The sequence below is a fragment of the Exiguobacterium sp. s142 genome (assembly GCF_018618455.1).
Lineage (GTDB): Bacteria > Bacillota > Bacilli > Exiguobacteriales > Exiguobacteriaceae > Exiguobacterium > Exiguobacterium aurantiacum_A.
Window position 1 is genome coordinate 66,899 of record NZ_JACSMB010000004.1, and the last position, 20,920, is coordinate 87,818.

General features: G+C 49.3%; 22 protein-coding genes. 6 read left to right on the plus strand and 16 right to left on the minus strand.

Annotated features, from left to right (window positions below; all coding sequences use genetic code 11):
* Positions 1 to 6 precede the first annotated feature (6 nt).
* The 5 genes from KNP77_RS05380 to KNP77_RS05400 form a co-directional block, all read right to left on the minus strand.
* Positions 7 to 639, minus strand: a complete 633-nt coding sequence (locus tag KNP77_RS05380; RefSeq protein WP_070328913.1) for a response regulator — start codon at positions 637 to 639, stop codon at positions 7 to 9.
* Positions 636 to 1,664, minus strand: coding sequence for a sensor histidine kinase (locus tag KNP77_RS05385; RefSeq protein WP_016508424.1), 1,029 nt, complete (start codon positions 1,662 to 1,664; stop codon positions 636 to 638). The genes KNP77_RS05380 and KNP77_RS05385 overlap by 4 nt, the downstream gene beginning before the upstream one ends.
* Positions 1,661 to 2,353, minus strand: coding sequence for a cell wall-active antibiotics response protein LiaF (gene liaF, locus KNP77_RS05390; RefSeq protein ID WP_070328912.1), 693 nt, complete (start codon positions 2,351 to 2,353; stop codon positions 1,661 to 1,663). Before liaF ends, KNP77_RS05385 begins: the two co-directional genes overlap by 4 nt.
* Positions 2,354 to 2,439: 86 nt before the next feature.
* Complete coding sequence (locus tag KNP77_RS05395; RefSeq protein ID WP_071399150.1) at positions 2,440 to 3,096, minus strand: PspA/IM30 family protein; 657 nt, start codon at positions 3,094 to 3,096, stop codon at positions 2,440 to 2,442.
* Between the two features lie 23 nt (positions 3,097 to 3,119).
* On the minus strand, positions 3,120 to 3,503 hold the full coding sequence (locus tag KNP77_RS05400; RefSeq protein ID WP_016508398.1) for a lmo0954 family membrane protein: 384 nt from the start codon (positions 3,501 to 3,503) through the stop codon (positions 3,120 to 3,122).
* A gap of 244 nt (positions 3,504 to 3,747) precedes the next feature.
* Here KNP77_RS05400 and rsgA point away from each other — a divergent pair, with 244 nt between their 5' ends.
* The 3 genes from rsgA to KNP77_RS05415 all read left to right on the plus strand — a co-directional run bounded on the left by rsgA (position 3,748) and on the right by KNP77_RS05415 (position 8,150).
* Positions 3,748 to 4,716, plus strand: a complete 969-nt coding sequence (gene rsgA, locus KNP77_RS05405; RefSeq protein ID WP_251138940.1) for a ribosome small subunit-dependent GTPase A — start codon at positions 3,748 to 3,750, stop codon at positions 4,714 to 4,716.
* A 207-nt stretch (positions 4,717 to 4,923) separates the two neighbouring features.
* Positions 4,924 to 6,150, plus strand: a complete 1,227-nt coding sequence (locus KNP77_RS05410; RefSeq protein WP_214889103.1) for an NAD(P)-dependent malic enzyme — start codon at positions 4,924 to 4,926, stop codon at positions 6,148 to 6,150.
* Positions 6,151 to 6,473: 323 nt separating this feature from the next.
* Positions 6,474 to 8,150 carry a retron Ec67 family RNA-directed DNA polymerase/endonuclease gene (locus tag KNP77_RS05415; protein WP_214889106.1) on the plus strand — a complete coding sequence of 559 codons (1,677 nt, stop codon included), beginning with the start codon at positions 6,474 to 6,476 and terminating at the stop codon, positions 8,148 to 8,150.
* 138 nt (positions 8,151 to 8,288) lie between these two features.
* Here KNP77_RS05415 and pflA read toward each other — a convergent pair whose 3' ends face one another.
* Together pflA and pflB are read right to left on the minus strand one after the other, a co-directional pair.
* Complete coding sequence (gene pflA / locus KNP77_RS05420) at positions 8,289 to 9,005, minus strand: pyruvate formate-lyase-activating protein (RefSeq protein ID WP_070328909.1); 717 nt, start codon at positions 9,003 to 9,005, stop codon at positions 8,289 to 8,291.
* 56 nt (positions 9,006 to 9,061) lie between these two features.
* A complete protein-coding gene (gene pflB / locus KNP77_RS05425; protein ID WP_131465689.1) occupies positions 9,062 to 11,308 on the minus strand; it encodes a formate C-acetyltransferase in 2,247 nt (748 codons plus the stop codon).
* A 360-nt stretch (positions 11,309 to 11,668) separates the two neighbouring features.
* Between pflB and KNP77_RS05430 the strand changes: the two genes are divergently transcribed.
* The 3 genes from KNP77_RS05430 to KNP77_RS05440 are packed head-to-tail and all read left to right on the plus strand — an operon-like array spanning position 11,669 to position 13,950.
* Complete coding sequence (locus KNP77_RS05430; protein WP_070328907.1) at positions 11,669 to 12,091, plus strand: hypothetical protein; 423 nt, start codon at positions 11,669 to 11,671, stop codon at positions 12,089 to 12,091.
* A gap of 54 nt (positions 12,092 to 12,145) precedes the next feature.
* Positions 12,146 to 13,312, plus strand: coding sequence for a DEAD/DEAH box helicase (locus tag KNP77_RS05435; RefSeq protein WP_070328906.1), 1,167 nt, complete (start codon positions 12,146 to 12,148; stop codon positions 13,310 to 13,312).
* Positions 13,309 to 13,950 (plus strand): hypothetical protein, encoded by a 642-nt coding sequence (locus KNP77_RS05440; protein WP_214889109.1) that lies wholly within the window; start codon positions 13,309 to 13,311, stop codon positions 13,948 to 13,950. Before KNP77_RS05435 ends, KNP77_RS05440 begins: the two co-directional genes overlap by 4 nt.
* A 30-nt stretch (positions 13,951 to 13,980) precedes the next feature.
* Here KNP77_RS05440 and KNP77_RS05445 read toward each other — a convergent pair whose 3' ends face one another.
* The 9 genes from KNP77_RS05445 to KNP77_RS05485 all read right to left on the minus strand — a co-directional run bounded on the left by KNP77_RS05445 (position 13,981) and on the right by KNP77_RS05485 (position 20,910).
* Entirely contained in the window at positions 13,981 to 15,066 is a 1,086-nt protein-coding gene (locus KNP77_RS05445) for a hypothetical protein (RefSeq protein ID WP_214889112.1), read from the minus strand.
* Positions 15,067 to 15,077: 11 nt separating this feature from the next.
* On the minus strand, positions 15,078 to 15,878 hold the full coding sequence (locus KNP77_RS05450; RefSeq protein WP_131443908.1) for a hypothetical protein: 801 nt from the start codon (positions 15,876 to 15,878) through the stop codon (positions 15,078 to 15,080).
* Positions 15,875 to 16,555, minus strand: coding sequence for an ATP-binding cassette domain-containing protein (locus tag KNP77_RS05455; RefSeq protein ID WP_131441121.1), 681 nt, complete (start codon positions 16,553 to 16,555; stop codon positions 15,875 to 15,877). Before KNP77_RS05455 ends, KNP77_RS05450 begins: the two co-directional genes overlap by 4 nt.
* The gene (locus tag KNP77_RS05460; protein ID WP_070328901.1) at positions 16,533 to 16,925 is read right to left on the minus strand and encodes a GntR family transcriptional regulator; all 393 of its coding nucleotides are present in this window, start codon (positions 16,923 to 16,925) and stop codon (positions 16,533 to 16,535) included. Before KNP77_RS05460 ends, KNP77_RS05455 begins: the two co-directional genes overlap by 23 nt.
* Positions 16,926 to 17,060: 135 nt before the next feature.
* Positions 17,061 to 17,669, minus strand: coding sequence for a kinase (locus tag KNP77_RS05465; protein WP_070328900.1), 609 nt, complete (start codon positions 17,667 to 17,669; stop codon positions 17,061 to 17,063).
* A 48-nt stretch (positions 17,670 to 17,717) separates the two neighbouring features.
* Positions 17,718 to 19,403 carry a b(o/a)3-type cytochrome-c oxidase subunit 1 gene (locus KNP77_RS05470; protein WP_070328899.1) on the minus strand — a complete coding sequence of 562 codons (1,686 nt, stop codon included), beginning with the start codon at positions 19,401 to 19,403 and terminating at the stop codon, positions 17,718 to 17,720.
* Entirely contained in the window at positions 19,404 to 19,874 is a 471-nt protein-coding gene (locus tag KNP77_RS05475) for a cytochrome c oxidase subunit II (RefSeq protein ID WP_070328898.1), read from the minus strand.
* 21 nt (positions 19,875 to 19,895) lie between these two features.
* Positions 19,896 to 20,015: a cytochrome c oxidase subunit 2A gene (locus KNP77_RS15975; RefSeq protein ID WP_233589685.1), complete on the minus strand. Its 120-nt coding sequence runs from the start codon at positions 20,013 to 20,015 to the stop codon at positions 19,896 to 19,898.
* A 184-nt stretch (positions 20,016 to 20,199) separates the two neighbouring features.
* Positions 20,200 to 20,910 (minus strand): Crp/Fnr family transcriptional regulator, encoded by a 711-nt coding sequence (locus KNP77_RS05485; RefSeq protein WP_214889115.1) that lies wholly within the window; start codon positions 20,908 to 20,910, stop codon positions 20,200 to 20,202.
* Positions 20,911 to 20,920 lie beyond the last annotated feature (10 nt).

The window sequence follows — 20,920 nt, forward strand, 5'->3', positions numbered from 1 at the left end:
GAGTGATTATTTGTCCACTAAATTATGTTGAAACGCATAGACGACCGCTTGCGTCCGGTCATAGACGTCAAGCTTCGTCAAAATGTTCGAGACGTGCGTCTTCACCGTCTTCAATGAAATATATAATTCATCGGCGATGACTTGGTTCGCCTTGCCTTCGGCCATCAGTTGCAAAATCTCGCGTTCTCGCGCCGTCAAACTTTCATGAAGGGTCGTCTCCGGGTGCCGCAGACGTTCGAGCATCTTGCCGGTCACTTGTGCGGCCATGACCGGATTACCGGCTGCCGTCTGACGGATCGCGTCGGCGATTTCATTCGCATTTGCCGTCTTCAAGACGTAACTCATCGCACCGGCCTCGATGACCGGATACACTTTTTCATCGTCCAAAAAGCTCGTCACGACTAAGATTTTCGCATCTTTCCAGCTCGCTTTAATACGCTTCGTCGACTCGACTCCGTCCACAGGTTCCATCACGAGGTCCATCAAGACGACGTCCGGTTTTTCAGCGATGGCGAGTTCCGCTCCGGTCGCCCCGTCCGACGCTTCCCCGACTACTTCAATGTCCGGCTGTGTCGACAGAAATGCCGAGACACCGGCCCGGACCATTTCATGATCATCAATCAATACGACTCGAATCATTCTAACCCCTCCACTTGTTGTTTCACACGCACTTCGATTTGTGTACCGACTCCAGGCACGCTGACGAGACGTAACGTCCCGCCGACTTCGGCCGTTCTCTCTCTTATCGATTGTAAGCCATATGAGGCGACTTGTGTATCCTCGACATTAAAACCGATCCCGTCGTCATTTATTTTCAAGATGACCGTCTGTTGGACGGTCCGCATTTCAATTTCGAGCCGCTTCGCCTTGGCATGCCTGAGCGTATTGCTGATCGCTTCTTGAACGATGCGGAACAACTCATTTTCCGTATGGCGTGACAATTTCACTTCCTCGAGACGCCAGATGAGCTCGGTCGATTGTTTGCGGGACAGTTCTTCTAACAGACGTTCAATCCCCGTCTTCAAGGTCATCCCTTCTAACTCGACGGGACGAAGCTGCAACAAGAGCGAACGCATCTCGGCCTGGGCGGTCTGTGCCATGACTTCGACTTGACCGATCTGTTTAGCGGCGAGTTCCGGTTTCGATTCGATCGTCTGCTTGACCGCTGTCGTCATCATCGAGATCGCGTATAGCTGTTGACTGACCGAGTCGTGCAGCTCACGGGCGACACGACGACGTTCTTCGACGACCGCCTCGCTTCGTGCCTCTTCGACACTGACCGGCCGATCGCCGACCCGTTTGGCGACCTCGATCATCTCCGTACGTTGTTTGCTGATACGGACAATCCGTTCGAGCGTGTCGCGATACGGCGATAACGGCCGGAACGTGATCTCTTTTTGATTCTCGAGCTTCCATAGGGCAATCGCCACTTCACGGAAATCCCGGCGCAAGTAAAAGTAAGACCCAACTCCGAATATGCTGCCGATCAAAACGGCGATGACAACGATAGACACACCGAAAGGCAACCCTTCTTCACGTGTAAATAAATCTCGGAGTGAAGTCGAGTCACCTATTAGAAATGCAATCGTCACGAATAACGCCGTCAGTAGACTGCTGAATAACTGGTGCCAGACGACCGTCCTTGGGTAAGAATCTTTCTTCATACGGTCATCACCTCGACGCTTCCGCTCATGAGCACGATATGAATCCGGACTTTTCGCGTCGCCGCTTGGTACTCATCAGACGCCGTATAAAAACGGCGGTTGAACACCGGTGAATAATTCGATTCATCGACTTGGATCTTGCCGAAACCGATTGAGGCGTCGATCGAGTAATCGTAACCGGCCGGGATGAGGATACGGATATCCCCGGCGAGTCCGTTCAAGAGCAAGAACGTCTCCCCTTCCGGAATGATGGCGCGCGATAAATCCATCTCGACGTCGCGTAGCAAAAAGAATTCATTCGTGTCTTGCAAGACGTAATGGCCCGACTCTTTCGTCCCGAACGAAAACGCCTGTTCTTGACGAATGTGCGACCGGAACCGATTCGACTCAAGCGGTCGATTTTTATACAAACGGTACCCGAACATGAGCAATAATCCTGATAAGACGAACCCGAACGCGGCCGAAGAAAAGATGAGTCCGACGAGCATCACACCACCGATCCCGTAAAAGATATAACTGACCGGCTGATTTCCTTTCCGGCTGAAGCGACGCCCGATATAAAGCAATAAGAGCGGCACAATCATGCTGAAGAGGACGCTGTTCCCACCCGTCACGATGTCGATAAATAGTCCGATGGCAAATAAAATAATCATGAAGCCGATAATTTGGCGTGTGTTCCAACGTTCCACTCTGCTTCCCCCTCCCTAACGATATGTACAATGAAGCAAAGAAGCGATGGCCCGAAAATACTCTGGACCATCGCTGAACCAGTGCGTCAGTCTTGTTTAAAGCGACGCTCAAGTTCTTTTAATTTTGCTTCGAAATCATCTTCGTCCGCCGCGTCGGTTTTTTCTTCGGCCGCAGGTTCTTCCTTCGTTGCGTCTTTCTTCTCTTCTTCTGTGAACGGATGCGACTTCGATGTGTCCGCTCCGAAGATTTGATCGAGCGCACCTTTCAACAAATCAAGGTTCTCACGCATCGCGAACTCGTAACGTTTGTTTTGCATCTCGTCGAGTTTGAGGCGCATCTCGAGGGCACGGCGCTCAAGGGCGTCAAGTTCACGACCGCCTTCGTCTAGCAAGCCTTCGAAGTAGCGATACTGTTCACCGTAATGTTTTGACTCTAGAGCAGCGCGTTCAGCCAACTTCTCTTCGCCGGCTTGTTTCGCGAGCTCTGTCTGTTCGTAGCGCTTGTCAGCCATCAATTTGGCATCGTCACGCTTCGTCGCGAGTTCGCCGAGCAACGCCTTCTGACGCTCGACGAGACGTTCGACCGACAACGCCTCTTTTTCAGCACCGCGGATGTGGCGGTTTAATTCGGCTTCCCCACTCGAGCGTGGCGCCTCTTTTTCTTGATACTTTTTCATTTCTTTTGAAAATTCTTTCGTCAACTCGTTAGCTAAATCACGAAACTGATCAAATGGTGTCTTCATCATAAAATCCTCCTTCTAAAAACTTAGCGACGGTTTACAAACTTTTGCCAGACTTGATCGAACGATTGGAAGCTGCTACGACTAGCACGCGACCCGTCCGCATTTAAAATCTCAACGTCCCGCTTTTGGTTGGCATACATCATATACCCTTTAAACAACATCCATGCCACCACAATTCCGATTAACGCCCAAATATTCGACAAAATCGTGATGATCCCGATCACGGCGAGCAAGCCGTAACCGATTTTTGCGCCGACATGCGTCACGGCCATGAATCTGACTCCAGCCCAAAGTGCTAAGAGCGCCCCCAAACCAAACATGATCATATTTGGTAAAAAGCCGATTAGGACGAGAACTAGAGAGATTGCCGCCACGATGAACAACACTTGCTTCACTTGGCGATTCATCTGTCATCCCTCCTCATTAAGTACACTCTTATCATAATACGCCATTTAAAAGATGGCGACGAGCGGAAGGCTTGTTTTCCCTCGGTCTGTAGACTGAGATGATAGCGTTATCAGAAAATGTGGTACATTGAATGTATCGAACAATGAAAGGATGATGTTTTATGAGCACCTTACAAACAGCCGTATACACCTTGTCAGCCAACAGGAGGGCAGTTGTCCTCCACAACTAAAAGGAGGATTCGATTTGGATCACACAACAACGGGACGCGTCACAGCACAGTTTCAACATATGTACACGGTAACGACAGAGGACGCTGCTTTCACATGCGGGATATCGGGCAAATTTCGCCACGAGGCGATGAGCGAGCGCGACTATCCGGTCATCGGCGACTTCGTCGAGTTCACGGTTCGCGAGCACGGTCAAGGCACGGTTCGACGTCTCCTTGAACGACGGACTGTTCTTTCACGGACAGCCGCCGGCAACGAGACGCGCGAACAACTGATCTGCGCGAACGTCGACTATATTTTAATCACGATGGCGGTCGGTCACGACTTCAACCTGCGCCGGCTCGAGCGTTACTCGCTCGCCGCCTGGGAGACGGGGGCGATACCGCTTATCGTCTTAACGAAGGCTGATCAAGTAACTGATGTGGCCCCACTCGTTCAAGACATCCAACTGACGACGCCAGGCATTGATGTCTTCCCGGTCAGCTCGATCACCGGCGACGGGGTCGAGGCATTGCGAACTTCACTGCCGAGCGGGAGCACGCTCGTCCTCGTCGGTTCGTCCGGCGTCGGGAAATCGACGCTGACAAACGCGCTTGCCGGGAAAACACTCGCCGAGACGCAAGCCGTCCGCGAAAGCGACGAGCGCGGTAAGCATACGACGACGCACCGCGAACTGTTCCGCGTCGACGACTTCTTCATCATCGACACGCCCGGCATGCGTGAGTTCGGTCTTTGGGACGGCGCCGATCATCTCGACGACACGTTCAGCGATATCGAGGAGTTGTCAGAACGATGCCGGTTCCGTGACTGCTCGCATCAAGCCGAACCCGGTTGTGCCGTTCGCGACGCGATTGCGACCGGTGCGCTCGATAAAAAACGGTATGCGAGTTACGTCAAACTCGAACGCGAGCTGCGTTACGCTGAAAAACGCCAAGCCGAAGCGGCACGACTAGCAGAAAAGAAACAGCGCAAAACAAGAGCATGAAATCAAAGGAGTTGCGGAATATCCGCGACTCTTTTTGTTTTCGTTTATGATTAGCACCAAATGTTAAGACCAATTCTACATATATGAACAATCGTTCAGAAATAATTGCGTCCATAGCAGGTAAAACGCTCGAAAGTAAGCGGTTTCTTCGATACAATGTAGTCGATTGTGACAGACAAAAAATCGTACGCACACAGGGAGAGAGTTATGAAAACATTGAACGAACGCGCACTCGAGATGCATGCTTTGCACCACGGTAAATTGGAAACGACACCAAAAGTCGACGTCGACACGACAGAAGCGCTCAGCCTCGCCTACTCACCGGGCGTCGCCGAACCGTGCCGCCGCATCGCTGAAAATAAAGAGCTGTCCTATGAATATACGTTGCGCGCCAACACGGTCGCCGTCGTCTCGGACGGAAGCGCCGTACTCGGGCTCGGCAACATCGGTCCGGAAGCGGCGTTGCCGGTCATGGAAGGCAAGGCCGTCCTGTTCAAAAGTTTCGCCGGGGTCGATGCGTTCCCGATTTGTTTAGACACACACAACGTCGATGAGATCGTGCGGACGGTCGAACTGCTCGCCCCGACGTTCGGCGCCGTCAACTTAGAAGACATCAAGGCACCCGAATGTTTTGAGATCGAGGCCCGGTTGAAGCAGACGCTCCCGATCCCGGTCTTCCATGACGATCAACACGGGACGGCCATCGTCGTCTTGGCCGGCCTCGTCAATGCACTCCGTTTAGTCGACAAAGCGATGCCTGAACTGCGTGTCGTCATGAACGGAGCCGGGGCCGCCGGAATCGCCATCGCCAAGCTGCTCAAGCGCTTCGGCGTAGAGGATCTCGTCATCTGTGATACGAAAGGTGCGATTTATGAAGGACGCGCCGACGGCATGAACCCGTTCAAAGACCAGATCGCCAAGGCGACGAACCGGAAGCTCCACGTCGGCACACTCTCAGACGTGCTCGAGGGGGCCGACGTCTTCATCGGTGTCTCGGCCGCAGGCGCCGTCACCGAGGACATGGTCCGCTCGATGGCCACAGATTCGATCATCTTCGCCCTCGCGAACCCGGTGCCGGAGATTATGCCGGATCTCGCGACTTCCGCTGGTGCCCGCATCGTCGCGACCGGTCGCTCGGACTTCGCCAACCAAGTGAACAACGTCCTCGCCTTCCCCGGTATTTTCCGTGGGGCGCTCGACGTCCGGGCGTCAGAGATCAACGAAGAGATGAAAGAAGCGGCCGTCCATGCGATCGCCGACTTGTTGACAGAGGACGACCTCGCGAACGGCATCGTCATCCCGAGCCCGTTCGACGAGCGGGTCGCACCGGCCGTCGCGATCGCCGTCGCGAAGACTGCTGTCGAGACCGGTGTCGCCAACCGTCCGCTCGACGAGGACGCCATTCGCCTGCATGTGAGTAATAAAAGACTATAATACGGGTCAAAACTGATATATAATTATTATTTTTTAACTTAAATCCATTTTCTCACTTTTACTAGAAAACTAAATTTACTAGTTTTTTCATTTTATGTTACATGTTATATTGTTTATTTCTTGATAAATTTCACTGTGTTTCTTATTATTGTTATAGACGTGTGGTTAGATTTTTTGCTTGTGTTTCGCAAGCATTGACATAAATGGTAGGAGTATTAGCGATATATTTCTCCGCTTTTCTCTGCTGTTAACATTAGCTTTTCGATGAGTTTAGCCGCATAAGGAGTAACCACACGTCTATTTCTTTTAGGAGAATACATATAATGACAAATTTTAAAGATATAAAAACAAGAAATGAACTTGCAGAATTTATAGGCATTCCTATCCGTCACTTAACAAATGTTTTGTATAAAATAAATGTGGATAATATGTACTCTTCTTTTAAAATCCCTAAAAAATCTGGTGGAGAACGAGTGATTCAATCCCCAAATAAAGATTTAAAAAATATCCAAGTCAAAATAGCACAATCTTTAGATGTACACATTACTAAGCAACAAAAATATGACAACAACATTTCTCATGCTTTTAAAAAAAATAAAGGAATCATTACAAATTCAAAAGTTCATAGAAACAAAAGAATCGTTGTTAATATGGATTTAGAGAACTTTTTTGAAAGTATTCATTTTGGACGTGTAAGAGGATACTTTAATAAAAATGACATGTTTAAGTTACCGATAGAAGTGGCTACAATTCTTGCTCAGCTGACATGTTATAAAGGTAGTCTACCTCAAGGTGGTTCCACTTCTCCGATTATTTCTAACCTTATATGTGAAGTGCTAGATTATAGAATATTAAGTTTGGCAAAAAAATATAAGTTAAAATATACTCGATATGCTGACGATCTCACTTTCTCTACAAATAATAATGAGTTTGTAAATTTATATTCTCAATTCTCAGATGAAATCTCCAAAGTAATCTTAAAATCAGGATTTAGAATAAATCAAAAAAAAACGAGATTGCAATTTTGGAACTCTAGACAAACTGTTACAGGACTTGTAGTAAATAAAAAAATAAATGTGCCACGGGAGTACTACAAAAATACTAGAGCAATGGCGAATCAGCTTTATAAAACAGGTGAATATGTGATTGATGGAGATCTTGGAACTATAGGTCGTTTAGAAGGTAGATTTACGTTTATAGATCAATTAACAAAATACAACAATTCACTTGATGATGATATTAAACACAATAGATTCCATTTAAGCGGTCGAGAAGTAGAATATCAAAAATTCTTATTTTATAAATACTTTTTTTCCAATTCCAAGCCCTTATTAATAACTGAGGGAAAAACTGATGTTCGCTACTTAAAAGCTGCTTTAAAAAAACATTCTCTAGAATATCCAGAACTAGTGGAAAAAGATACAAACGATAATTTTAACTTTAAAATTACTTTTTTAAAAAAGACTAAAAGAATGAAGTATTTTTTCGGAATTGTTCCAGATGGGGCAAGTGCATTAAACAACGTATATAATTTTTATAAAGGAGTAAATCTTGACCCTAATCACTATGAACACTTTATGAAAATTAGTGAAAATAGACCTACCAATCCAGTAGTTTTACTTTTTGACAATGAAATTACTAAGGAGAAACCTCTCAATAAATTTATAAACCATGCAAAAATTAATAATAAAAAATCGATAATCAAACAAAATCTCACACTAAATGTAATTGGAAATTTACACCTCTTAACTACTCCGTTAATGGATAATAGATTAGAAGGCGATATAGAAGATTTGTTCAAGACTAGTGAGTTGGCAATAGTTATCAAAGGCAGAAAATTTGATAAAACGGAGAAACTTGATAAATCACTCTACTATGGGAAAGATCAATTTTCAAAATACGTATTACTTAACTATGAAGAAATTGATTTTGATAACTTTAAACCATTACTAGATAAGTTATCAGATTTAATCAGAAATCATTCTGTTGCTTCTAAGTAAAATAATTATTTAATTGATCTTCTTAACAGTTATTGTTTACTATCAATTATCATTTTTTCATTACAATTTAAACGTTATATACACTCAAATTAATGAAAAGAAAAAACTGCGCAGTCCTCAAGAGAGGCTGCGCAGTTTTCATACCGTACCTTGTAAAATACCTTCCGCCCACTCGACTTCTTCCGTCGTCGGTGGTTTGATGCCTTTTAACGGATAGTCGAGGCCGAGCGCCTCCCATTTATAGACGCCCATCTCGTGATACGGCAAGATTTCGACTTTCTCGACGTGATCGAGTTTTTGAATGAACGCCGCCGTGCGCCGGAGCGCCCCTTCATCAAGCGTCCATTCCGGGACAAGGACGTGGCGAATCCACATTTTCGTTCCGCGCTCGGATAAGTGTTCAGCAAGCGCGAGCGTGTTGGCGTTGCTCCGTCCTGTCAGTTTCTTGCACATGTCGTCATCGATATGTTTAATATCGAGCAAGACGAGGTCGGTGTGGTCTAAGATGGCGTCAAGGTTAGGGGGACGGAGTGCACCCGACGTATCGAGCGTCGTGTGGAGCCCGTGTTTTTTCGCTTCACGCAACAGCGCTTCTAAAAACTCTGGTTGCGCGAGCGGATCGCCCCCTGAAATTGTGATGCCGCCTTTTGATGCTTCCATGAACGGACGATAGCTGAGCGCTTCTTGAATGACGTCCTCGGCCGAACGATGGTTATTCTTTTTAAAATCCCACGTATCAGCGTTGTGGCAATACAAGCAGCGAAGCGCACAACCTTGCAAAAAGACGATAAAACGAATTCCCGGGCCGTCAACGGTTCCAAACGATTCGACCGAGTGTACATATCCCATTGTCATCGAGATGACCTCCTAACGAATGAGCGGCCTTCAAGCGAAGGCCGCCAAGCCTTTACTTACAATGAACCGTGGAACGTCCGGTTGATGACGTCGATCTGTTGCTCGCGTGTCAACTTGATGAAGTTGACGGCGTAACCTGATACGCGGATCGTGAGCTGCGGATACTCTTCTGGATGTTCCATGGCGTCGAGCAACGTCTCACGGTTGAAGACGTTGACGTTCAAGTGGTGACCTTTGTGCTCGCCACCCATATAGCCGTCAAGAAGTGCCGCCAAGTTAAGTTCACGTGCGACGTCTTCTTTACCGAGTGCTTTCGGTACGATCGAGAACGTGTATGAGATACCGTCTTGCGCGTGTTCGAACGGAAGTTTAGCGACTGACGAGAGCGACGCTGCCGCTCCTTTCGTATCGCGGCCGTGCATCGGGTTCGCACCCGGTGCGAACGGCTCACCAGCACGACGGCCGTCCGGTGTATTACCTGTTTTCTTGCCGTAGACGACGTTCGACGTGATCGTCAAGACCGATTGCGTATGAAGCGCGTCGCGATACGTTTTGTGTTTCCGGACTTTTTCCATGAACGATTCTACGAGTTCGACAGCAATCGCGTCGACACGGTCATCGTTGTTTCCGAATTTCGGGAAGTCGCCTTCTGTTTCAAAGTCGACAGCGATGCCGAATTCATTCCGGACCGGTTTGACCGTCGCATATTTGATTGCTGACAAGCTGTCCGCCGTCACCGAAAGGCCAGCGATACCACAAGCCATCGTCCGTAAGATTTCAGGGTCGTGGAGCGCCATTTCAATCCGCTCGTACGCATATTTATCATGCATGAAGTGAATGACGTTGAGTGTGTTGACGTAAAGCTCTGCGAGCCAGTCGAGCGTCCGGTCGAAGTCAGCGTACACTTTGTCGTACGTGAGGACGTCTTCTGTGTTCATGTCCCAAGCCGGAGCGATTTGTTCGCCGCTCTTCTCATCGCGTCCACCGTTCATGCTGTAGAGGAGTGCTTTCGCCATATTGGCACGGGCACCGAAGAACTGCATCTGTTTGCCGATCTTCATCGGTGACACACAGCAGGCGATGCCGTAATCGTCACCAAACTCTGGAAGCATGAGGTCGTCGTTCTCGTATTGGATCGCCGACGTCTCAATTGACATCTTCGCGCAATATTGTTTGAATCCTTCCGGTAATTTCGTCGACCAAAGCACCGTCAAGTTCGGTTCTGGTGCCGGGCCGAGGTTTGTGAGCGAGTGAAGGAAACGGAACGAGCTCTTCGTGACGTTCGAACGGCCATCCTCACTCATCCCACCGATTGATTCCGTGACCCACGTTGGATCTCCAGAGAACAATTCGTTATAGTCAGGCGTCCGCAAGAATTTGACGATGCGGAGTTTCATGATGAAGTGATCGACGATTTCTTGGACGTCTGACTCTGTCAAACGGCCCGCCGCCATGTCACGCTCAGCGTACACGTCAAGGAATGTCGATACGCGTCCGAGAGACATCGCCGCACCGTTTTGTTCTTTGACAGCTGCAAGGTAAGCGAGATATACCCATTGATAGGCTTCTTGCGTCGTTTCAGCCGGACGACCGAGGTCGAATCCGTAAGCAGCGCCGAGTTGTTTCAATTCTTGAAGGGCACGAAGCTGTTCAGACATCTCTTCCCGCGTCCGAATGTCTGCTTCCGAGAGGAAACCGCCATTGTTTGCCAAATCTTTTTTACGCTCGGCAATCAAGAAATCTAAACCGTACAAGGCAACGCGACGGTAGTCACCGATGATCCGGCCACGTCCGTATGCGTCTGGGAGACCTGTGATGATCCCTGACTTACGTGCCGCCCGCATCTCTGGTGTGTAGGCATCGAAAACACCTTGGTTGTGTGTTTTACGAATGTCTGAATAGATTTTTGTGATTTCAGGATTTGGTTCGAAGCCGTATGACTCGAGCGCGGCGTCGACCATGCGAATGCCGCCGTTCGGATGAATCGAGCGTTTGAACGGTTCGTCCGTTTGGACACCGACGACTTTTTCAAGGTCTTTATTTAAGTACCCAGGTCCGTGTGAGATGATTGTCGACGGCGTGTTTTGATCGACATCCCAAACGCCCCCGCGTTCCCGTTCTTCTTTCGTCAATTCCATCACTTGTCCCCAAAGACGATTCGTCGCCTCTGTCGGTCCGACTAAGAAACGGTCATCCCCTGTATACTCGTGGCGGTTCAAGCGGATAAATTCACCGACATTCACTTCGTTCGTCCACTGTCCAGGAACAAATCCTGACCAGGCTGATTTAATTTCAGTTGCCATTATGGTCACTCCTCATAGTTGAGATAACTGCCTGATTCCTTATAATATGAGTGTACGTGAAAACGTGAACAATATGTTTTACATTCTTGTGAAAGTTGTAACAATCTCATGAACATTGGTGTTACGCCGTTTTTGTAAGCGCTATTTTATCTGTTATAGTAGTTTTTCAACTTACATAGAAACAGACGAATCCCTATCCGTTCACGTTCTTGTGAATTCTGTATTATCTTTAAGTAGTTGTGAAAAATCATACAGTTTTTGTAGTGACTTAACTCACAGGTTCGGGATAGAACTTGAATTTTTGCCTTATATCGAGCACAATGGAAGCAGAACATTGTAGAAGAGGAAGGGGTTCTTCCCATGACGTATGAACCATTAACAGCCGAGCATAACTTAAAAGCCGGTGACCGCATCTCCCTTAAAGTCGAAGAGGCTGGAGACAAGCGCGACGGATTTATCACAGAATTTGAAGAAAAAGGCTTTTGGATTCGCTTTGATGACGATATCGAGAATGAGGATTTCATCGATTTCCGTGACCATTTAATGGTCGCACTCGTGTCGCGCCCAATCGACGTCGCGACGACGTATCCAGAACTAAACGCCTATGCAAAATTGCTTAAGGAATTGGAATACCGCGTGTATCAAGGCTTCACAGTCGAAGGTGTCGAAGCCTCACCTGAGCACATCGACGTGCACATCAAACTCGTCGAGGACGGGCAAGTGTACACACAGACGCTCCGTTCATCGATTGACCAAGACACTGAACATGTTCGCTATATTTGAACCAGGGAGCGCTTATGCTTCCTTTGTTTTTGCCCAACGATAAGGAGAACTGATATGAACTTTACAAAACCATTCATTAACGAAGCCTGGGAACGCCTTGGCTTTAACGAACCGATGCCGGTCCAAGCGGAAGCGTTCCCGCCCCTTTTAGAAGGAAAAGACGTCACAATCGAAGCACCAACAGGGACAGGTAAGACACTCGCGTATCTTTTACCCGCTATTGAAAAAATCGATGCCTCGAACGACCGGATCCAAGTCGTCATCGTCGCACCGACGCGCGAACTCGTCATGCAGATCCAAACGGTGGCGCAACGTTTCACCGAAAAAGGTGACGTCCGGATTGCCTCGTTCATCGGCGGCGTCGAACTGAAGCGCCAAATCGATCGCTTGAAGAAAAAACCGCATTTGATCGTCGGGACACCAGGACGTCTCGTTGAATTGATCGAGAAGAAAAAGTTAAAGCTTCATGAGACGCATACGATCGTGCTCGATGAAGCCGATCAAATCATCGACAGCGGATTGACGGAAGCGGCTGAGCGCATCATCAACCATACGGCGCACGAGCATCAAATCTCACTCGTTTCGGCGACGTTGACGGATACGCTCCAAGCCTGGGCTGCCCCGTTCTTGAAAGAACCGGTTCACGTGAAGGTCGAACGGACTGTCAGTGCTCAAGTGACGTACGGCTATATGTTGACGACACGTCGCTATAAGCCAGAATTGCTTCGTCGCCTATCACACGTCGACGGTGTCAAAGTGCTCGCCTTCATCAACAACCGCTCGTTCTTACCGCCGCTCAAAGGTGAGCTCGATAAGATGAAAGTGAACTACCGTATGCTCGATAGCTTGAAAGGGAAACGTGCCCGCGTCGAGACGCTCCGCGAATTCCGTAAAGGCGAATATCCGCTCCTCATCACGACGGGTCTCGCAGCGCGCGGACTCGACATCGATGAAGTGACGCACGTCGTCCATTTCGATTTACCTGAATCGACCGATGACTTCATCCACCGCTCAGGACGGACCGCTCGCGGTAGCGCGGCCGGGACGGTCCTCTCGATCGTGACACCGGAAGATTTGACGCACTTGAAATCGTTCGCCCGCCAGCTCGGTGTCGAATTGAAAGAGCTTGAGATTTACCGTGGCGAAGTCATCGAGAAACGGATCGAAGACAAACCGCCGGTCGTCAAACGTCCTGCAGACAAGCGAGGACCACGGCGATGAAAAAAGACCGGAAAGTAATTCCCTTCCCTTTGCTCGTCGAAGAGTCCGAATTGCTGGCCGAACTGAAAAAGTTATACGAGCAAGCGGCACTCGCACGCAGCACGCAGTGGACGAACTATATCCAAGAGATCGCTTCGGAAGGCACGTGGCACTTGAAAGACGCCGAACTGTTCCGCGATTTGTTCATCGATTGGGCCGTCTTCTTTGAGACGGATGAGGACGGGATGACACCGCACGGCCGCTATTTGGCGGACCATAAAGCTGACATGTCACCTGCTCTCTATCATGCCTTGCGCGGTCTCGCCGTCCCCCGGTGCTCTGTGTTTGAAGTGACCGAAGACGGCTTACGTGATTGGGAGACGAAAGAGACGTACAAGGTAATGCTACCGGAAGTACGCGAACCAGGCGACGTCATGCTCGGCAAGCTGCTCGACATCCGTGGCAGCTGGCGCTTCGGGTCGGCCTTCCTCGCACTTCCAGCGAAGATGGCTGGCAACGTAGCGGATCTGTACATCGACTTCACGGATGAAGTCGGTCCAGGTGCGTTCCTCGATCAATTCCCTGAGTTTTGCGCGGAACTGATCGATATGTTGCTCGATTTAGAAGAAGGGGTCATCATTCCAAAACCTTCCAAGTAAAAAAGAGGCAGCTCTCGCGCTGCCTCTTTTTTAATAGACATAATATTGGAATGAGTCGGGATTGACCTCTTTCCCTGTCACGGTCGCCTCTGAGACGAGGTCGGCTTCGTCATAGACATCGACTTCTGCCCCGTCTTTTGTCGGACTCACATGGTAAAGCAATCCATCGTAATAACTTGCTGTCCCGACTTCGCCTTGAATGATTGTCCGTGACGTTTCGGTTAACGTTTTTAAGTCGATACTCGTCTCCGTCCCATCGGCGAGAAGGGCCTGATACGTATCCCCGAATACGCTAGTTGCAATCGCTTCTTGCTCAACATCTAATGAAACGACCCGATTTTCTTCGACGTCGTAGACGTATAAGCCAGATAAAGACATATGTTCTGAATACGCTTCACCATCTTCTGCCTCGACCGTCTCTAAGCGTGTCGCTTGAATCGGGATGTAGCGATTGTCTTTCCCGATTGTCGTTCGCTGACCATCACCTAACGCGAATCCCCACGTTTCACCCATCACGTATTCAATGAGCACACCATCACGTGCGATTTTTTTCGTGTCAATCGTTGTTGTCGCTACGTCGAGCACCGCTACATGCTGATTCGTCAGTTCATAGTTTTCGTTATACACGATATGAACAGTACCGTCATAAACAAACATTCCGCCCCATCCACTGTCGACAATCGACTGTACGTTAGGAAACTCTGTCCGTTCGACCATATTCCCGTCTTTCGATTGCAATAATACGAGCGTGTCTTGGCCTTTTTGTCCGATAGCCACATAGCCGTCTTCCGTTTTAATTTGTTGCGCATAATTAAGTTGCTTTAAAGCACGAGCGAACGAGCGGTCTTGTCCCCCGATATCGCTTCGATATTGCATGACTTCGTCAATATAACTTCCATTGACAAATCGACTCCCATCAATAGACACCTCTACATCTTGACCAGATCGATCCATATCAGTAGCCGAGAGGCGTACCGCGCGATTTTTCCATACGGCCTCGTTCGAATCGACGTGTAACATCCAGTCGTCCTGGTTTTGTTCCCCACTGACGGCATATGTACCGATTCCCGCTACGATGATTGCGCCTAAAGCTGCGATATTCAGCATACGTCTCATATCACTTCACCTCACACACTTATTTTTTTTTGTAAGTACTGTCGCGCAATTATCGTCAATGTCGCAACGCTGAAGAGAAACCCTATAACGAGGATGAGTGCGAGCTCATCCATAAACAAATATTGTTCAATGACATAAAAGATGGTTGACGGAATCGCGAGGACGCCTCCGATGAGCGCGATGGACACGAGCGGAGAAAAGATTGTTCGTTGCCATAAGCTCCGTTCCACCAATACGAACGTGAAGACTGTTAAGACGACGAAAGCGATAAGCATCACATGGATGATAAAATTGACGAATGATGTCGGATATAAAAGGGAGAACACATCTAATTGTCGAATGTCTGCGAACGTATCTTGTTGTCGTATCCCCTGTCCGTCCAACCATGTCGTGAAAATCTGATATTCGATAACGAGCGCGAACCATTGCACGGCAATCAGCCCTAAAATCATCATCATGACCGTGATGAATTTCGAGATGAACAGTTGAATCCGTTTCGTGGGTAACGTCAGTAAGCGCATCATGAACGTGCCACGGCCCCAAAATTCTCGATACCAAATCCAGCCACTGAAGACGAGCATCACGATGAGTCCAATCCCAATCGATAAAATGTAAGGAGTGCTCATGAGATAGGAATGAAACACTACCAACAAGCTTTGACCTTCACGTCTGTATTCTTCATTCAGTACTGTATTCCGCCATATAAACACGGCCAACCAACCGAATTGAATCGTCATCAATACCCCTAGCAACAACCCGTACATCTTTTTGACGCGATCGAGTTCCCAGCCAATCAATTTCAATAGATTCATGCCCCGTACTCCTCTCTCATGACATCGACGATCGATTTCCCGTGGATGAAGCGGACGTCCTCGACGTCGAATTCACGGACGATCCGTCCCCGGTTCAACATGACGGCCTTGTCGACCAAATACTCGATGTCGTCAATCTCGTGCGTCGTGATCAAGACACCGCGGTCTTCCATGATGTCACTCGAAAACAGCTCGACGATTTGCTCTTTTGAAAACACATCGATACCTGAGAACGGTTCGTCGAGCAGCAAGTAGTCCGGGTCTTGGGCGATGCCGAGCGCCAAATTGACCTTGGCGAGCGTCCCTTTCGACAGTTCACTCAACTTGTCTTCTGGAAACAGTTTGAACTCGTCGACGAGTCTAGCGAACAACTTCGTGTCGAACTTCGGATAAAAATCGCGCATGAACGCTTCGCACTGCTCGATCGAAAAGTGGATCGGAAACGTCGAATGGTCCGGTACGAACGCGACGTTGTTCAAATCGATCGGCTTGCCGTCAATCAAAACGTTGCCTTGATCGAACGGGGTCAGCCCCATGATGCCTTTTAAAATCGTCGACTTGCCGGTCCCGTTCAGACCGATGAGGCATGTGATCTCGCCTTTGTTGGCCGTGAACGACACATCTTCGATGACTTGTTTTTTGCGGTAACGCTTCTTAACTCCCAGTACCTCGATCATCGAGATTCCCCTCCCCGTATTGCCGTTTGATTTTGCTGACGAGCTCGTCCATCGTGACGTCGAGCTCTTGAATCGATTCGACGAAGACAGCGACCGCCTCATCGACGAGTTCGGTCCGAATTCGTTTTAATACGTGGTCGTCCGTCGTCACCCGACTTGGACGATTGCGTTCGGTCGTGATCAATTGCTGTTCCTCCATTTCCTTGAACGCCTTTTGGACGGTGTTCGGATTGATTTTCAGTTCGGTCGCGAGCTCTCGCCGCGACGGCATCTCTTCGCCCGCCTTCAACTCGCCTAGCGCCATCTTCTTTTTGAAGTAGTCGACGACTTGGATGTAGACGGGAGACCTCGTGTTAAATTGAATGATCATGTTGTCACCTCTCTAAGTGTATGATGCGACTAATACACTATCTGACTGTATTATTACCGTAATACACTTGACTGTCAATAATAATTTCCCAAAACAATCCAAAACAAAAGACGCATCCTCATTGATTAGGATGCGTCAGTTTGATGAGCGGACGATATAGTCGGCTCGTATCACTGGATTGACCGTCTTGATGTAGTGCGCTTCACCCGGCCAGTAGCGGCGCTCATATTTGGCGAGCCGTGCCGCTAAATCGCCGATATACGTATCGCGATTTAGCACACGCTCGTAACGCGTCTCGCGTGGACAGTCAAGATAAACGATGTAGTCGAAATACGACCGCCACTCGTCCCGCAATAAGAAGATGCCTTCAATCAACACGAGCGCATTCGGAGCCACATCGATCGTCCGCATGACAATCGCGTCCTCGTCTCGCTCGTAGTATGGCAACGTCAGACGCGTCTCACCTCGGGACAACGGCTCGAACAACATCTTCACGAGCAGATCGACGTCCCATTGGAGCGCATAGTATTCCACCGCCTCAGGCTGCCCCGTCTCATAGCGCCGATGCCGTTCGACGATGAAGTCATCAATATGTAGAAGCAGTTCGTTCGGCGCGATACCACTCAATTGTTCGACGAGCGTCGTCTTCCCGGCCCCGCTCAAGCCGTCGATCGCGACGATGAACGGCCGGTCGTGGACACGGTTAGCGTATGCTTCACGAATCACTTCCTGTAACGTCTCCATACGTTCTCCCCCAAATCAAAAAAGTCAGCCCTAGAGGCTGACTTCAGTTTACCAGAGCACCCAACCTTTCGCTCCCGGAGGCGCGCTTTCAATCAAGTGCCAAATCGGAACCGTGTAGGCGAATGCGATCAAGACGAACGTGACCGTGATCCAGAGCTTCCAGTTCTCAAAGAACCGTGGCGTCTCCATTGCCGCCTCTTCCGTTTCCGCGAGTGGGAACTCTTCCTCACCTTTTGGTGCGAGGAATGACAGGTTGAACATCGAATAGACGAAGATGAGCACCGAGACGAGAAGGATCGTCCCGCCGATTGCCATCGCCATATGGTACGGGATCCATTCACGCGTCAACGCGTCTGAGAAATACGTCGCCGGACCGGTCCGACGCGGGTTACCTTGAAGGCCTGAGATGTGCATCGCATACGACATGATCGACATCCCGAACGCCCACGTCCCCGTCTGAATCAAACCGAGACGGTTCATTGATTTCGTGAGTGTACGTCCGCGTAGTACCGGTACGAGCCAATAGGCAGTTCCAAAGAACGTCAAGGCGACGGCCGTTCCGACCGTGATATGGAAGTGACCGGTGACCCAAAGCGTGTTGTGGACCATCGCGTTCAATTGGTGCGACGCGTTGATGATACCGCCGGCACCAGCCGGAATGAAGAACAACATCCCGACGAACGGGGCGAGGAAACGCACATCGCCGTACGGCATCTTTTTGACCCAACCGAACAGACCGCGTGCTCCGAGAGCGCGTCCCCGCAGCTCGAACGTCGCGAACAGCGAGAACGCCGTCATGAACGACGGAATGACGACGAGGAACGTCAAGATGACTTGGACGAACTTCCAAAACGGATCAATCCCCGGCTCTGTCAACTGGTGGTGGAAACCGACCGGGAACGAGAACAAGAGGAATAACAAGAACGCCATCCGCGCGAGCGCGTCCGAGAAGATCTTCCCACCGATGACTTTCGGCACGACCGTATACCAGACGATATAGGCCGGCATGAGCCAGAAGTAAACGAGCGGGTGACCGAAGTACCAGAACAATGTCCGGCTCAGTTCAATCCCGACCGTGTCTTTCCATCCGAGCGAGAGCGGGAGCAGTTGGAACAAAATCGTCCCGGCAACACCGAGTGTCGCGATGACCCAGAGCAACATCGTCATGATACTCATGTACGCTGGGAGTGGCGGATGGACGCCAGGGTGTTCCCGTTTATAGTCCGCATACATGCGGAACATCGCGAACGCCGAGAACCATGTACCGACGACGAAGAGAACGAGACCGACATAGAAGATCGGGTCGGCCATGAGCGGAGCGTAGAACGTGTAAAGTACAGTCGCTTTATTGGCGAGCACCATGATCGTCACGAGTACCGCCCCGGCGATGATCATCCAAAAACCGAGCCAAGCGACACGTGTCGGGAACGATTCAAACCGTCCGAACGACTTGGCGAGCAGCGCGTAAAGTAAGCCGATGATAAACATCGTCGTAAAGACGAGACCAAGCATGATACCGTGGGCCGTCAACAATTGATAGTAACCGAATACTTCCGGAATGATTCCTGTACGGATGAGCGTCTGCATGAGTCCCGCGATCGCTCCAATCAACACGGCGAGTACCGAGACGACAACGTGGGCATAGGCGAGGCGCGCTTCTTTCACACCGATGCTCGGCACCGGCACACCGCGCTCCATTTCCCACTGTTTCAGTTTTGAGGCTACGTCGTTCATTTAGTCCACCACCTTAATTTTTGTCGCCATCATGTGATGGCCCGTCCCGCAATATTCGTTACAGAGAATTAAAAATTCGCCTGTTTCTTCAAACGTATACGTGAGCGAGTTGATATGTCCCGGCACGACCATCATGTTGACCGGTGTCCCCGTCAACTGGAAACCGTGGACGACGTCCGGTGACGTGACGAGAAACGTCACTTTCGCACCTTTCGGGATTTCAACGTTACCCGGTGTGAACGTGAACGCCTGCGCGACCATGACGAGTTCATACTCGTTATCACCAATTTTATTAAGTCCAGGTTTATCGAACGGCGCCGTCTGATGCACTTTCGCCGGGTCGATCAAATCAGCGTCCGATGCGGGCTGGTTTCCGGCCGCAAACGCCGAAATGCCGAGCACTGTCAAAAACACGCCTAATAGAACGATGCCAAAGATCAACCAATATTTTTCAAGCTTATGAATATGCATGTTTGTTTTCTCCTTTTGACGTTATCGTGTAACAAATAAATAAAAGACCGACGACCACATGGCGATGATGACACCCGCGACGATCATGACCGATGTAAACGTGCCTTTCAGATTCGGTTCTTGTCCACCGTTCTTATCCACGTGAAGGACCCCTTTCGCTATAATTTCCTCTTTCATTGTATGAAATTCACCCCGACTTAATATGTGACTTTTATCACTTCAAAAGTGACAATCACATCAATTTTGCGTAGTTTCCACACATAAAATTCACAATTAGCCAAATCAAGACGACAAAAAAACCGCCTCTCTAAGAGACGGTTCCTCGTTATAATCGGCAAATCCCGGCCGGACAGCCTTCGCAATGGCACAGCTCTTTTAAGAAATCGATATCATGCAAGACGATCGAGTTTCCCGTCGTTGTCAGGACGCCTTCTTTTCGCCACTGGTTCATCATCCGGTTGACGGTCTCACGCGGTGCCCCGATCAGTTGACCGAGCTCCCCATCGGAAGGATGTCGTGAGATGACGACCGCGTCATCTTCCTCCACACCGTGCATGGCCGCCATCCGAAGCAACGTCGAAGCGAGCGCTCCCGGCTTTCCGTACAATAGCAAATCACGCAGTTTCATCTCTGAATGTTTACGCATCATCGACGTCCAGCGCAGCACGTCACCGGCAAATTTGGCGTCTTGCTGCATGATAGTCTCGATGTCTTTCTTTGAAATAACGCCAATGACACTTTCTTCCGTCGTCTCGATGCTGTAAGAACTCGGGAACGTGTCGACGATATCAAACTCACCAAAAAAATCGTCGGCGCCATATAAGAACATGACGATTGGATTCCCTTTTTTCGTGATCTTCGTGAATTTGACAGATCCGCTCTTCAAATAAAAGAATTTATCACACTTCTCACCTTCCCAACAGACGATGCTAGCCTTCGGGTAGTCTTGAGGTATCATCATTTCGAGCAATAACTGTTTCGTCTCCGCTGAAAAGATAAAGCTGTTCGGTTCGGTCGTCCCACATTTCGTAGACATATTCGTCTGC

Bases quoted from the DNA above. Each gene is read 5' to 3' on its own strand.
- KNP77_RS05430 (WP_070328907.1), top strand. From the start codon at position 11,669: ATGACGTATGAACCATTAACAGCCGAGCATAACTTAAAAGCCGGTGAC.
- KNP77_RS05385 (WP_016508424.1), bottom strand. From the start codon at position 1,664: ATGAAGAAAGATTCTTACCCAAGGACGGTCGTCTGGCACCAGTTATTC.
- KNP77_RS05410 (WP_214889103.1), top strand. From the start codon at position 4,924: ATGAAAACATTGAACGAACGCGCACTCGAGATGCATGCTTTGCACCAC.
- KNP77_RS05475 (WP_070328898.1), bottom strand. From the start codon at position 19,874: ATGCATATTCATAAGCTTGAAAAATATTGGTTGATCTTTGGCATCGTT.
- KNP77_RS05485 (WP_214889115.1), bottom strand. From the start codon at position 20,910: ATGTCTACGAAATGTGGGACGACCGAACCGAACAGCTTTATCTTTTCA.
- KNP77_RS05460 (WP_070328901.1), bottom strand. From the start codon at position 16,925: ATGATCATTCAATTTAACACGAGGTCTCCCGTCTACATCCAAGTCGTC.
- KNP77_RS05450 (WP_131443908.1), bottom strand. From the start codon at position 15,878: ATGAATCTATTGAAATTGATTGGCTGGGAACTCGATCGCGTCAAAAAG.
- KNP77_RS05395 (WP_071399150.1), bottom strand. From the start codon at position 3,096: ATGAAGACACCATTTGATCAGTTTCGTGATTTAGCTAACGAGTTGACG.
- KNP77_RS05445 (WP_214889112.1), bottom strand. From the start codon at position 15,066: ATGAGACGTATGCTGAATATCGCAGCTTTAGGCGCAATCATCGTAGCG.
- pflB (WP_131465689.1), bottom strand. From the start codon at position 11,308: ATGGCAACTGAAATTAAATCAGCCTGGTCAGGATTTGTTCCTGGACAG.
- pflA (WP_070328909.1), bottom strand. From the start codon at position 9,005: ATGACAATGGGATATGTACACTCGGTCGAATCGTTTGGAACCGTTGAC.
- KNP77_RS05455 (WP_131441121.1), bottom strand. From the start codon at position 16,555: ATGATCGAGGTACTGGGAGTTAAGAAGCGTTACCGCAAAAAACAAGTC.
- KNP77_RS05415 (WP_214889106.1), top strand. From the start codon at position 6,474: ATGACAAATTTTAAAGATATAAAAACAAGAAATGAACTTGCAGAATTT.
- KNP77_RS05465 (WP_070328900.1), bottom strand. From the start codon at position 17,669: ATGGAGACGTTACAGGAAGTGATTCGTGAAGCATACGCTAACCGTGTC.
- KNP77_RS05400 (WP_016508398.1), bottom strand. From the start codon at position 3,503: ATGAATCGCCAAGTGAAGCAAGTGTTGTTCATCGTGGCGGCAATCTCT.
- KNP77_RS05380 (WP_070328913.1), bottom strand. From the start codon at position 639: ATGATTCGAGTCGTATTGATTGATGATCATGAAATGGTCCGGGCCGGT.
- KNP77_RS05470 (WP_070328899.1), bottom strand. From the start codon at position 19,403: ATGAACGACGTAGCCTCAAAACTGAAACAGTGGGAAATGGAGCGCGGT.
- KNP77_RS05435 (WP_070328906.1), top strand. From the start codon at position 12,146: ATGAACTTTACAAAACCATTCATTAACGAAGCCTGGGAACGCCTTGGC.
- KNP77_RS05440 (WP_214889109.1), top strand. From the start codon at position 13,309: ATGAAAAAAGACCGGAAAGTAATTCCCTTCCCTTTGCTCGTCGAAGAG.